Annotated in this window: 9 protein-coding genes; 4 read left to right on the top strand and 5 right to left on the bottom strand. The window is 64.3% G+C overall.

From position 1 onward, the window contains the following. Position 1 precedes the first annotated feature (1 nt). From glgC to H8B03_RS14805, 3 genes are read right to left on the bottom strand one after another with little or no spacing between them, the layout of a single operon-like run. Positions 2-1,261 carry a glucose-1-phosphate adenylyltransferase gene (glgC, locus tag H8B03_RS14815; protein ID WP_193142664.1) on the bottom strand — a complete coding sequence of 420 codons (1,260 nt, stop codon included), beginning with the start codon at positions 1,259-1,261 and terminating at the stop codon, positions 2-4. A gap of 35 nt (positions 1,262-1,296) precedes the next feature. Further along, on the bottom strand, positions 1,297-3,504 hold the full coding sequence (glgB, locus tag H8B03_RS14810) for a 1,4-alpha-glucan branching protein GlgB (protein ID WP_193142663.1): 2,208 nt from the start codon (positions 3,502-3,504) through the stop codon (positions 1,297-1,299). Then, a complete protein-coding gene (locus tag H8B03_RS14805) occupies positions 3,501-5,876 on the bottom strand; it encodes a glycogen/starch/alpha-glucan phosphorylase (RefSeq protein WP_193142662.1) in 2,376 nt (791 codons plus the stop codon). Before H8B03_RS14805 ends, glgB begins: the two co-directional genes overlap by 4 nt. Before the next feature lie 277 nt (positions 5,877-6,153). On the opposite strand from H8B03_RS14805, the gene H8B03_RS14800 reads away from it, so the two are divergent. Together H8B03_RS14800 and H8B03_RS14795 are read left to right on the top strand one after the other, a co-directional pair. Further along, positions 6,154-7,089, top strand: a complete 936-nt coding sequence (locus tag H8B03_RS14800; RefSeq protein WP_193142661.1) for an amidoligase family protein — start codon at positions 6,154-6,156, stop codon at positions 7,087-7,089. After that, positions 7,074-7,799, top strand: a complete 726-nt coding sequence (locus tag H8B03_RS14795; protein WP_193142660.1) for a gamma-glutamyl-gamma-aminobutyrate hydrolase family protein — start codon at positions 7,074-7,076, stop codon at positions 7,797-7,799. Before H8B03_RS14800 ends, H8B03_RS14795 begins: the two co-directional genes overlap by 16 nt. Positions 7,800-7,817: 18 nt before the next feature. Here H8B03_RS14795 and H8B03_RS14790 read toward each other — a convergent pair whose 3' ends face one another. Together H8B03_RS14790 and deoC are read right to left on the bottom strand one after the other, a co-directional pair. Then, positions 7,818-10,199, bottom strand: coding sequence for an aldehyde dehydrogenase family protein (locus H8B03_RS14790; protein WP_193142659.1), 2,382 nt, complete (start codon positions 10,197-10,199; stop codon positions 7,818-7,820). Positions 10,200-10,208: 9 nt separating this feature from the next. Then, positions 10,209-11,183 carry a deoxyribose-phosphate aldolase gene (gene deoC, locus H8B03_RS14785; protein ID WP_226925988.1) on the bottom strand — a complete coding sequence of 325 codons (975 nt, stop codon included), beginning with the start codon at positions 11,181-11,183 and terminating at the stop codon, positions 10,209-10,211. Between the two features lie 248 nt (positions 11,184-11,431). Between deoC and H8B03_RS14780 the strand changes: the two genes are divergently transcribed. Next, the gene (locus tag H8B03_RS14780) at positions 11,432-11,821 is read left to right on the top strand and encodes an antitoxin Xre-like helix-turn-helix domain-containing protein (RefSeq protein WP_193142658.1); all 390 of its coding nucleotides are present in this window, start codon (positions 11,432-11,434) and stop codon (positions 11,819-11,821) included. After that, a complete protein-coding gene (locus H8B03_RS14775) occupies positions 11,818-12,510 on the top strand; it encodes an RES family NAD+ phosphorylase (RefSeq protein ID WP_193142657.1) in 693 nt (230 codons plus the stop codon). The genes H8B03_RS14780 and H8B03_RS14775 overlap by 4 nt, the downstream gene beginning before the upstream one ends. The last annotated feature ends 304 nt before the right edge of the window (positions 12,511-12,814 follow it).

The raw sequence follows: 12,814 nt of genomic DNA, 5'->3' as shown, positions 1-12,814 counted from the left end.
GTCAGCCATCCAGTTTGTCGATCATGTCCTGCGTGATCAGGCAGATGCCGCCTTCTGACCGCCGGAAGCGCTTGGCGTCAAGGTCCGGATCCTCGCCAACCACCAGATCGTCGGGAATTTTCACGCCGCGATCGATGACCACGTTCTTCAGTTTGGCCCGGCGTCCGACTTCGACATAGGGCAGGGCGACGACGCCTTCCAGTTGCGCAAACGAATGGGTCTTCACGCCGGTGAACAGCAGGCAGCGATCCAGCGACGAGCCCGAAATGATGCAGCCCCCGGCCACCATCGACGACACCGCCTGCCCGCGGCGGCCTTCCTCGTTGTGGATGAACTTGGCGGGTGGCACCAGTTCGGAATAGGTCCAGATCGGCCAGTCGGTGGCGAAGATGTCCAGCGCCGGCTTGAAATCGGTCAGGTCGATGTTGGCCTGCCAATAGGCGTCGATGGTGCCCACGTCGCGCCAGTAGGGTTCGGTTTCCAGACCCGACATGACGCTGGAACGGCTGAAGGGATGCGCATAGGCGCCGCCTTCGGCCACGATGGCCGGGATGATGTCCGACCCGAAGTCATGGCTGCTGTCGGGGTTTTTCGCATCTTCGCGCAGGATCCGGGCCAGGAATTCGGTCTCGAACACATAGATCCCCATGCTGGCCAGAGCGCGGGTCGGATCGCCGGGCATGGCCGGGGGATCGGCGGGCTTTTCGACGAACTCCAGGATCTTGTCACTGGCATCCACCGCCATCACGCCAAAGCCCTTGGCCTCCTCGCGCGGGACTGCGATGCAGCCGACCGTGACCTTGGCACCCGAGCGGACGTGCTGCTCGATCATGAAGGAATAGTCCTGCTTGTAGATATGGTCCCCGGCCAGAACCAGCAGGTACTTCGGCCCATAGCCTTCGATGATGCTGAGGTTCTGCGTCACCGCGTCGGCGGTGCCCTTGTACCAGTTTTCCTCGTCCAGCTGCTGCGAAGCCGGCAGGATGTCCAGGCTCTCGTTGCGCTCGGCGCGGAAGAAGCTCCAGCCACGCTGCATGTGACGGATCAGGCTGTGCGCCTTGTATTGCGTGGCCACACCGATCCGGCGAATGCCCGAATTGACGGCGTTGGACAGCGCAAAGTCGATGATCCGGGTCTTGCCGCCGAAATAGACGGCCGGCTTGGCGCGGATATCGGTCATTTCCTTCAAGCGACTGCCGCGACCGCCTGCCAGAACATAGGCCATGGTCTGCTGGGCCAGCCCAAATCTGTCGTCTCTCATGGTTTCCTCCCGCGAAAGTATCTGTTTGTGGCCGCTCATTCGGCGACCCGTTCGAAAAAGACGGCTGCCAATGGTGGCACGGTGATCTCGATGGACTGGGCACAGCCATGGGCGGGCGCGTCAGAACTGGCGAGATCTTCCGGATGAACGGTGTCGCTGCCGCCGTAGGTCGCGGCATCGGTGTTCAGCCGTTCCCGCCACACCCCGGCCTGGGGCACGCCGATGCGATAGCCCGGACGGGGCACCGGGGTCATGTTGACCACCACCAGCACCGGGGCGCTGCCCGGCGCGCCCATGCGCACCCACGAGAAGATCGAATTGGCCGCGTCGCCGCCGTCGATCCACTGGAAGCCGTCGGGCGAGCTGTCGCGCTGGTGCAGCGCCGGTGTCGCGGCATACAGCCGGTTCAGATCGCCAACCAGCCGCTGCATCCCGGCATGCGGGGCATGATCCAGAAGATGCCAGTCGAGGCTGGATTCGTTGTTCCATTCCTGCGCTTGGGCAAACTCGCACCCCATGAACAGAAGCTTCTTGCCGGGATGTCCCCACATGAACCCGAAATAGGCGCGCAGGTTGGCGAACCGCTGCCAGTCGTCGCCCGGCATCCGGGCCAGAAGCGAGCCCTTGCCGTGCACCACCTCGTCATGGCTGAGCGGCAGGATGAAGTTCTCCGAGAAGGCATAGTGCAGCCCGAAGGTCATCTTGTCGTGGTGGTATTTCCGATTGATCGGATCTTCGGACATGTAGCGCAGAGTGTCGTTCATCCAGCCCATGTTCCACTTGAACCCGAAGCCCAGGCCGCCCGCATCGGTGGGCGCGCTGACGCCGGGAAACGCCGTGGATTCCTCGGCCGCAGTCATGATGCTGTCGTCGGCGCCGTAAACGGCGACGTTCATGCGCTGCAGGAAGGCGATGGCTTCCAGGTTCTCGCGCCCGCCGTGTTCATTGGGCACCCATTCGCCCTCTTTCCGCGAATAGTCGCGGTAGAGCATCGAGGCCACCGCATCGACGCGCAGCCCGTCGATATGGAACTCTTCAAACCAGAAGCGCGCATTGGCGATCAGGAAGTTCTGAACCTCGGTGCGGCCATAGTTGTAGACCAGCGTGTTCCAGTCCGGATGATAGCCTTCCTTGGGATCCGCGTGCTCGTACAGCGCGGTGCCGTCGAACCGACCCAACCCGTGCATGTCGGTGGGGAAGTGGCCCGGCACCCAGTCGATGATCAGGCCCAGCCCCGCCGCGTGGCAGGCTTCCACGAAAGCACGGAAATCGGTGGGCGTGCCAAAGCGCGAGGTCGGCGCGAACAGCCCCACCGGCTGATAGCCCCATGAACCGCCGAAGGGATATTCGCTGATCGGTGTCAGCTCGATATGGGTAAAGCCCATGTCCTTGGCGTAGGGCACCAGCGTCTCGGCCAGTTCGCGATAGGTGAGGGACCGGTTGTCCTCTTCGGGCACGCGGCGCCAGCTTTCCAGATGCACCTCGTAGACCGAGATCGGCTGGTCCACCTTCTGCCTTGCGCCCCGCTCTTGCAGCCAGCCGCCATCGGCCCAGTCGTAGCCGCGCAGATCGCGCACCACCGAGGCCGTTGCCGGGGGCAATTCGGCGCCGAAGCCAACCGGGTCCGCCTTCAGTGGCAACAGATTGAAGGCCCCGTCCAGCAATTCGTACTTGTAGACCGCGCCGTCGCCGATGCCGGGTACAAAGATCTCATGCACACCGGTGGCCCCGCGCCGCCGCATCACATGCCGCCGTCCGTCCCAGCCGTTGAAATCCCCGACCACGGAAACCCGCGCAGCATTGGGCGCCCAGACCGCGAAATGCGTGCCGTCGATCCCGTCATGGGTGCAGGGATGTGCGCCAAGCGCCTTCCACAACTCGCCATGGGTGCCTTCGCCCAGCAGGTATTCATCCAGATCGCCAAGGTAGGGACCGAAGGCATAGGCGTCGTGGTCCTCCCAGACGATTTCGCCCTGCGTCAGCCGCAAGCAGTACTTGAACGGGTTCTTGCGGCGCGGAATGATCCCGGCGAACAGCCCGTCGCCCAGAGGATCCAGCGCGGCCAGCCGACGCCCGGTGCGGGCGTCCAGTACCTCGACCGTTTCGGCCTCGGGGCGCATTGCCCGCACGACCAGTTTGCCATCGTGCGGATGCAGGCCCAGCACCGAGAACGGGTCGCCATGGCGCCCGGCCAGGATCGCAGTGGCGGTTTCGGGGTCGATCAGCGTGTGGGGTTCACTCATGCGGACTTCTCCAGCAGCGCCCCGTGGGGCTGGGTCTTCCAGATGTCGCGGGCATAACCCTTGATCGTGCGATCCGACGAGAACCAGCCCATGCTTGCGGTGTTCATCAAAGCCATGGTGGCCCAGGTCTGTTGGGATTGGAAGGCAATATCGGCGCGGCGCTGCGTATCGAAATAGCTGTCGAAATCGCAGGTCACGAGGAAATGGTCATGGTCGTAGAGCATGCCCACCAGCCCGTGATAGCGGTGCGGATCCTGGGGCGAAAAGCGGCCCTCGAAGATCTGGCCCAACACCCGGCTCAGGCGCGGGCTGGCCTCGATCGCGGCGCGCGAGAACCCATGCTGCTGACGGCGTTCCATCACCTCGGCAGCGGTCAGGCCGAAGAGGAAGAAGTTCTCGCTGCCTACATGTTCACGGATCTCGACATTGGCGCCATCCAGCGTGCCGATGGTCAGCGCACCGTTCAGAGCGAACTTCATATTGCCGGTGCCCGAGGCTTCTTTCCCGGCGGTCGAGATCTGTTCGGACAGGTCAGCTGCGGGGATCAGGCGTTCGGCCATGGTGACGTTGTAGTTCGGCGGGAAGACAATCTTCAGCCGGTCCCGCGTCACCGGGTCGGCATTGATGACAGCGGCGGTGTCGTTGATCAGGCGAATGATATCCTTGGCCATGAAATAGCCCGGCGCGGCCTTGCCGCCGAAGATCTTGACACGCGGGGTCCAGTCCTTTTCGGGATGGTCGCGCATTTCGTTCCACAGGGCGATGGTTTCCAGCAGGTTCATCAACTGGCGCTTGTATTCGTGGATGCGCTTGATCTGCACGTCGAACATGGCATCGGGGTCGATCTGCACATCGCAGGTCTGGCCGATCCAGTTCGACAGGGCCACCTTGTTCAGCCGCTTGGCAGCGTGGAAATCGGCCATGAAGGCGGAATCGCCGCGTTTGGCTTTCAGGGCCGACAGTTGCTCCAGATCCGACACCCAGCCTTCGCCCAGTTCCTCGCTGATGAGGTTGCGCAGGGCCGGGTTGCAGCCGTACAGCCAGCGTCGCGGCGTGATGCCGTTGGTCTGGTTGATGATCCGCGTCGGATGGATGCGGTGCAGGTCGGCAAAGACCGTTTCCTTGACCAGTTCGGTGTGCAGCGCCGAGACGCCGTTGACCTTGTGTGCCATGATGAAGGCCAGCTCGCCCATGCGCACGTCGCCGTGCTCCAGGATGCGGGGGCTGCCGGGGTGCTCGGCCTGATGGCTGTCGTCGATGGCGCGGATGATTTCCAGGTGGCGCGGCAGGATGCGGCCCAGCAGACCCTCGTGCCAGCGCTCCAGCGCCTCGGGCAGCAGGGTGTGGTTTGTATAGGCCAGGCAGCGGCGCGCCAGCGCGATGGCCTCGGGCATGTCCAGGCCATGTTCGTCCACCAGCAGCCGGACCAGTTCCGGCCCGGCAATCGCGGGGTGGGTGTCGTTCAACTGGATCGCGACGGCATCGGGCAGGGCGCGGATATCGTCGTGATCGCTGAGGAACCGGCGCACCAGATCCATGATCGAGGCGGCAGTGAAGAAGTACTCCTGCTTCAGCCGCAACTCCTTGCCGCTTTCGGTGGTGTCGTCGGGATAGAGCACGCGCGAGATGGTCCGGGCCAGCGCCTCGGATCGGCCCGCCGCGATGTAGTCACCCCGATTGAAGCTGGCCAGGTCGAACATGCGCACAGGATCGGCGGCCCACAGGCGCAGGGTGTTGCCCCAGACGCCCTTCCAGCCAACGATGGGCGTGTCGTGCGCGGTGGCCAGAACCGAGTCGCCGGGATGCCATGTGGCGCGGCCGTCGTTGTGGCTGACATGGCCGCCAAAGCCGATGCGATACTGCACCTCGGGGCGTTCGAACTCCCAGGCGTGGCGCTGCGACAGCCAGGTCTCGGGCTTTTCCATCTGCTCGCCTTCGACGAAGCTCTGCTCGAACAGCCCGTGTTCATAGCGGATGCCATAGCCGTAGGCGGGAATGCCCAGCGTTGCCAGCGAGTCCATGAAACAGGCCGCCAAACGGCCCAGCCCGCCATTGCCAAGTGCGGCGTCGGGCTCATCGTGGACGATGGTGTCGAAATCCTGCCCCAGCGCCTTCATGGCGTCGCGGGCTTCGGTCTCCAGCCCCTGGTTCGAGATCATGTCCTCGATCAGCCGCCCGATCAGGAATTCCATCGACAGGTAATAGACCCGCTTGGCCGAGGTGCCATAGGCCGCCCGCGTGCTGTCGAACCATGTGTCGACCATGTGATCGCGCAGCACCAGCGACAGCGCCATGCGCCAGTCATAGACCGAGGCATGGTCGGCATCCTTGCCCAGCGAATAACGGAGACGTTTGAGAATTGCGTTTTTCATGACTGGATCAGAACCCTGTGCCGCGCGACAGACGGCAGTTGTTAGCGTTAACGTAGATTTACGTAGGCAGCCCGATACACGAATCTTTTGCATCCGGCTATGATTGTTTTACCGGCCAACCCGTCCCCTCAGTAGGGCGTGTTGACGCGTGGGGCGCAACCGCCAATCGGCTTTTGCGATACCTGCCATGGGCTTGTGGCGGCATCCTTGCGGGGAAATCGGGGCTTTCAGAGGTGCAATTTTACAACAAGGCCCTATCATTCAGCCAATGAGCCGAATGCAACACCAGGACCAACACGATGACTCCCTTGACGCCCAACGCCGGATCGGGGTCGAGGTCGAATTCGGCGGCCTGTCCGAAGAACGTGCCGCCGAACTGATCCTTGAACGATGCGGTGGCACGGTCTCCGGACGCACAGATCATGTGATCGAATTGGCCACCGACCAACTGGGCAAGATCACGGTCGAGCTGGACACGGTCTGGAAACATGAGATCGCGGCAGCAGGCGATGCCGCCGGCGCCATTGCGCGCACGCTGGTCCCCGTTGAGCTGATCACCGCGCCGCTTACCGAGCCTCAGATCGCGGTGCTGGACGAGGTTCTGGACACGCTGGCCCAGCATGGCGCCGCGGGCAGCCGCGACAGCCTGTTGGCGGCCTATGGTGTGCATTTCAATCCGCAAACCGCCTTTGACGCCTCGGTGGTGCGCGTCGCCCGGGCCTATGCGGCGCTGGAGCCCTGGTTGCGGGCCGCGTCGCATCTGGATGCCACCCGCCGGGTGCTGCCCTTCATCAATCCCTGGCCGGGAACCCTGGTTCAGGCCCTGTTGGCGCCGGACGCCGGGGATCTGACACCCGACGACCTTTTGACCCTGTATCTGTCGCATACCACGTCGCGCAATCACGGGCTGGATCTGCTGCCGCTGTTGCGCCACCACGATGCCGACGCGGTGACCGCCGCCCTTGGCACCTCGGAAGGCAGTGCCCGCCCGACCTATCACTTTCGCCTGCCCGAGTGCCGGTTGAGCGAACCGGACTGGTCGCTGGGCGCCGAATGGGCCAAGTGGCAACTGGTCGATGCGGTGGCGGAGGATCCCGATCTGCTGGCCCGTCTGACCAAGGCCGTGCGCGACGAACCAGATCCCGTCCGCGCAGCCGAGGACATGATTGCGCCGCTGTTGCACCGAAAGGCATTCGCATGTCTCGCCCGGTAATCGGCGTCTCGGTCTCGCGCCGCTCGGGGTGGCGGATATTCCCGCTGGTGGCGCTGAATGTCCTTCTGACCGGGGGCCGCGCCCGGCGCTGGAGCCGTTCGGAGGATGTGGATCTGAATGCTGTCGATGGCGTCATCATTGGTGGTGGTGACGACATTTCGCCCGAACTCTACAAGGGCGAGCTGGTGACAACGGCGCGGCTGGATCCCTACCGTGACGCGCTGGAGCGCGAGATCGTCGAAAGCGCGCGCGCCCGGAACCTGCCGATCCTCGGCATCTGTCGCGGGGCGCAGATGCTGAACGTCGCCCTGGGCGGCAGTCTGGACCAGGACGCCTATGGCACCTTCCGCGACAGCCGCAAGCTGCGCACCATCCTGCCGCGCAAACGGGTGCGGGTGCTGGACGACACCCGCCTGTGCCAGATCATGGCCACCGCGGAAGTCTCGGTAAACGCGCTGCACAGCCAATCTGTCAAGGATCTGGGCCGCGACCTGCGGGTCAGCGCGCGCGACAACGGCGGCATGGTGCAAGCCGTGGAAACCACCCGCGATCCGTTTGCCATCGGCGTGCAATGGCACCCCGAGCATCTGTTCTACTTGCGCCGCCAGCGCGCGCTGTTCGCAGCCCTCGTGGCCGCGGCCCGCGCCCGGCGCGAACACCGCGCCCAGATCCCCGCCGTGGACGAGGATTTGTCGCTGAATTCGGGCTGACCCGGCCCGCGCGCCGGTCTATTCGCCGTAGGGGATCCAGACGTTCTTGACCTCGGTGGCGTGGCGCAACAGGGCGTCGCCTGCAGCCTGGGTCGGATTGTGCCAGTCCAGCGCCTTGCCGTTGTTGACCCAGGTCCGTTTCAGGTTGGCAGCCGAGGCTTTTTCAACCCTGGCCGAGCCGTCGCGGCTGCCGTGATACCACAGGCCATCGACGCCATAATGATCGGCCAGCGTGCCGCTCAACTCGTCGCGGTGGCCGGTGACGATGTTGACGACGCCGCCGGGCAGATCCGAGGTGTCGAACACCTGATAGAGGTCCGTTGCGGCCAGCGGCGCAATCTCGGAAGGCACCACCACCACCGTGTTGCCCATGGCGATGGCCGGGGCCACCAGCGACACGAAGGCCAGCAGCGGGGCCTCGGCGGGGCAGACGATGCCCAGAACGCCCACCGGTTCCTTCATCGCCAGAACAGCGCCGCGCAGCGGCACCGAATGCACCTGACCGTCGTATTTGTCCGCCCTTGCGGCCGCCGTGAACAGCCGGTCGATGGAGGTCTGAACCTCGGTTGCCGCAGCCTTGGCCGAAGCGCCGGTCATCTCGCGCAGGCGGCCTTCGAATTCCGCCGCGCGGGCCGACAGGTTCTCGGCGATGTAATACAGGATCTGCGCCCTCAGGTGGCCCGAGGCCTTTTGCCAGCCCCCCAATGCCACGGCTGCGGCTTCGACCGCATTGCGGATGTCCTTGCGGTTGCCGTGGCCGACCTGGCCGATCAACCGGCCCTTGGGCGAGACCACGGGCATCGCATAGCCGCTGTCGGGCCGGGCCTGTTTGCCGCCGATATACATCTTGGCGGTGCGGTCGATACCGCTGAGCCCGCCCAGGCCGGTTTCAACCAGCTTGGCGGGTTTCGCCTCGGGCGCATCCTTCAGGGACTTCTGCCAGGCCGGTTTGACATATTCATACAGCCCCTCGCGCCCGCCTTCGCGGCCAAAGCCGCTTTCGCGGAAGCCGCCAAAGCCCGCCGCCGCGTCGAACTGGTTTGTGCAGTTGATCCAGACCACCCCGGCCTTGATCTGCGGTGCCAGGCCGAGGGCGAGGTTGATGTTCTCGCTCCACAGGCTGGCGGCCAGACCATAACGGGAGTTGTTGGCCAGCTGCACCGCTTCCTCGGGGGTGCGGAAACTCATGGTGACCAGCACCGGGCCGAATATTTCCTCTTGGGCAAGGGTCGATCCGGCCTCGACCCCGGTCAGCAGGGTCGGCGGATAGTAGCAGCCGCTGTCGGGCAGGGGCGTGTCGGCCCGATACAGAACCGCGCCGTCGGCGACGCCCTGATCCACCATTCGGGTGATCCGCGCGTGCTGCACCGGATCGACGATGCAGCCCAAATCCACGGATTTGTCCAGCGGATCGCCGACCCGAAGCGTGGCCATCCGCAGCTTCAGCTTGTCCAGGAACCGTTCGGCCACGGCCTCATGCACCAGCAGGCGCGAGCCCGCGCAGCAAACCTGTCCCTGGTTGAACCAGATCGCATCGACCACGCCTTCGACCGCGCTGTCCAGATCGGCATCGTCGAAGACGATGAACGGCGACTTGCCGCCCAGTTCCAGCGTCAGCTTCTTGCCACTGCCAGCGGTCTGTTCGCGCAACAGCCGTCCAACCCCGGTGGAGCCGGTGAAGGCGACCTTGTCCACATCCGCATGCCCGGCGATCATCGACCCGACCGCGCCGTGGCCGGTCACGATATTGACCACGCCCGCGGGCAGACCGGCCTCAAGGCAGATCTCGGCAAACAGCAGCGCGGTGAGCGAGGTGTATTCGGCGGGCTTCAGCACAACCGTGTTGCCCATGGCCAGCGCCGGGGCGATCTTCCAGGCCAGCATCAGGAAGGGGAAGTTCCACGGGATGATCTGACCGGCGACCCCCACCGCGTCATACCCCGGCAATTCGGTCTCCATCAGCTGGGCCCAGCCCGCGTGATGATAGAAATGCCGCGCCGCCGTGGGCACGTCCGCATCGCGGGTTTCGCGAATGGGCTTGCCGTTGTCGAGGCTCTCCAGAACCGCGAAGAGGCGCGCGTGTTTCTGGATCAGCCGCGCCAGCGCGTACAGGTGCCGCGCACGGCCCGGCCCGCCCAGGTCGGCCCAGCCCTTCTGCGCCCGCGCGGCGGCAGCCACGGCGGCGTTCACATCCTTCTGGGTGGCCTCCGTCAGGCTGGCCAGTTGCGCACCCGTCGCCGGGGACAGGCTGTCGAAGCGCGCCTTGCCGGGCTTGGTAAAGGCGCCGTCAATGAAATGGCCGAAGGCGCGATCGTGTCGATCCAGCCAGGCCTGCGCCATGGCGGAGCTTTCGGGGGCTGTGCCGTAGTCCATGGTCTCGAAAATCTCTGCGATGGTCATGGGAGTGTCCTAGCTGATGCCATGGCGGAAGGCGGCGGAATAGCGGCCGGTGACGTGATGCTCCAACTGGCGTTCGATATCGCCCAGCAGGCTGGAGGCGCCGAAACGGAACAGGTCTGGTTCCAGCCAGTCGCGCCCCAGTTCTTCCTTCATCATCGACAGGTAGACCAGCGCGTCCTTGGCCTTCGAAATGCCGCCCGCGGGTTTGAAGCCGATCATCTGGCCGGTCATCGCCTGATAGTCGCGGATCGCGCGCACCATCACCAGACTGACGGGCAGGGTGGCATTGACCGACTCCTTGCCGGTGGAGGTCTTGATGAAATCGGCCCCCGCCATCATGCAGACATGGCTGGCGCGCGCCACATTGCGCAGCGAACCCAACTGCCCGGTGGCCAGGATCGCCTTGACGTGGGCCGATCCGCAAGCGTCGCGATAGGTGGCCATCTCGTCGTAAAGCGCCTGCCAGTCGCCGGTCAGCACATGGCGGCGCGAGATCACGATATCGATCTCCTGCGCGCCGGCCCTGACCGATTCCTCGATCTCCTTGACCCGCAGATGGAAGGGCGACAGCGCCTCGGGAAAGCCGGTGGACACGGCGGCCACCGGAATACCGCTGCCCTCGAGCGCGGCGACGGCGGTTTCCACCATCTCGTGATAGACGCAGACTGCCCCGGTGGTCAGGTTCAGATCGGCAATCCCCAGCGCTTCGACCAGATCATCGCGCAGCGGATGGCGGGCCTTGGCGCACAGCCGCCGCACGCGCGCCTTGGTGTCATCGCCGCTGAGCGTGGTCAGATCCATCAACGAGATCGCCCGCAGCAGCCAGGCCGCCTGATGATCCTTCTTGACGCTGCGCCGGGTGCCAAACGTGGCGGCGCGCCGCTCTACCGCCGAGGTGTTGACCCGCACCGAGGCCACCACGTCCAGATCCAGCGGCATGCCGGGATTGCGCGGAAAGCGGCCGTGATCCTGTGTCACGGGCAACGTGCCGTCTGCTGCCCCCTGGGCCTGCGCCGTTTCAACCGAAGTCGATGTCACCTTCGTCCTCCCCTCCGCAGGGTGCGCCGGTTCCGACGCCCCGCCTTTCAGCTTTGTGAAACCCTAGCACGGGTTTTTCGCAAGGGGCAGCACAGTTACGCAGGCCCTTGCGGGACGCGACGTCACTCCGAACGGGTCATATGGCCTAGACAAGCATCCCATATGACCCTATCTTATGTGCAAGGAGTGATCCCATGGAAAACGCATTTCGTGAACGCCCCACCGCCGACCGACAAGCCGTCGCGCTGAAAGCTTTCGGCCGCATTGCCGACGCCTGGTCGCTGACCGGGCGCGAGGCTGCGGCACTGGCCGACATGTCGGACTCCACATGGAAACGCGCCCGCAAGCCCGGCTATGCCGGAGAGCTGACACGCGACCAGATGCTGCGGCTCAGCGCGCTGGTGGGGCTCTACAAATCGCTGGAGCTGTATTTCAATCCGCCGATTGCGGGCAAATGGGTCAAACTGGCCAACACTGGTCCCGAATTCGACGGCAGCCGCCCGCTGGACGCGATGATCCGGGGCGGATTGCCCAAGATCCTGCGGGTGCGCAGCTATTTGGACGCCCTGCGGGGCGGCATGTGAAGATCACCTCCATCAATGACCGGGCGCTGGTACGCCTGATCTCGGAAACCCATTTCAAGCCTCCGGTGCTGCGCGGTCTCGTCGACAGCGACGAGGAAGCCGCGCTTCTGGCCGATCTGGAAGGCGAAACCAGCGCCCGCCTGATTGCCGAGCGCGAGGGCAGCCCGGCGCTGGATCGGCGCGAGTTGGTCTTTGCCCGCCGTGCCCATGACCTGAAACTCTATGGCCAAAGCCACATCAACGCCGCGTTCACCTACACGCGGCCCACGGGCAACCGGTTCAACAATGGCGACCGCGGGGCCTGGTATTGCAGCTACAACGTACTGACTTCGGCCGAAGAAGTGGGGTTTCATCGCACCCGCGAACTCAGCTACATCGGCATTTTCGAAGATGAGGCCCACTACGTGGAACTGCTGGCCGATTTCATCGGCGACTTCCCGGATCTGACCGACACCCCGGCCCATCCCGCCCTGACCGCGGATCCCGAGATCGGTTATCCGGCCGGGCAGGCGCTGGCGATGGACCTGCGCCGCGACGGGCATCGCGGATTGCTCTACCCCTCGGTGCGCCATTCCGGGGGCCGTTGCCTGGTGGCTTTCGATCCGGGCATCATCCAGAACGTGCGACCCGGTGCCCGCTGGTCCTTGCGCTGGAACGGATCGCCCGCCTATGCGCTGCGCGGGCTCTGAGCGGGATGCTTGCCCTAACATATTGATATTCATGGGTTGGAATGATGTGCGGGACTTCACACAGGGTTGACCCTGACCGTGCGGAAACCCGCACACCTTCACCGCAATCTTGATGAATGCCTTTGTCTTATAATTTGTTATCATTCACTATTCGACATTAACAGCACAAAATTTACGCGGCTGTTGCCGGACTCTTTTTAATGGTGATGATGATTTGGGGGCGCGCATTTTTGTGTGGTCCTGTTTTCAGCGACTGATCGGGAGGATGATCGATGAAATTTGTGACTGCAGCGGCGACAGCCAT

It is taken from the genome of Meridianimarinicoccus sp. MJW13, from assembly GCF_014901205.1.
GTDB lineage: Bacteria > Pseudomonadota > Alphaproteobacteria > Rhodobacterales > Rhodobacteraceae > Meridianimarinicoccus.
This window is presented reverse-complemented; position numbering and strand designations above follow the sequence as displayed.

Coding starts and splice junctions, on each gene's coding strand:
- glgC (WP_193142664.1), bottom strand. CDS start 1,261: ATGAGAGACGACAGATTTGGGCTGGCCCAGCAGACCATGGCCTATGTT.
- H8B03_RS14790 (WP_193142659.1), bottom strand. CDS start 10,199: ATGACCATCGCAGAGATTTTCGAGACCATGGACTACGGCACAGCCCCC.
- H8B03_RS14805 (WP_193142662.1), bottom strand. CDS start 5,876: ATGAAAAACGCAATTCTCAAACGTCTCCGTTATTCGCTGGGCAAGGAT.
- H8B03_RS14795 (WP_193142660.1), top strand. CDS start 7,074: ATGTCTCGCCCGGTAATCGGCGTCTCGGTCTCGCGCCGCTCGGGGTGG.
- glgB (WP_193142663.1), bottom strand. CDS start 3,504: ATGAGTGAACCCCACACGCTGATCGACCCCGAAACCGCCACTGCGATC.
- H8B03_RS14800 (WP_193142661.1), top strand. CDS start 6,154: ATGCAACACCAGGACCAACACGATGACTCCCTTGACGCCCAACGCCGG.
- H8B03_RS14780 (WP_193142658.1), top strand. CDS start 11,432: ATGGAAAACGCATTTCGTGAACGCCCCACCGCCGACCGACAAGCCGTC.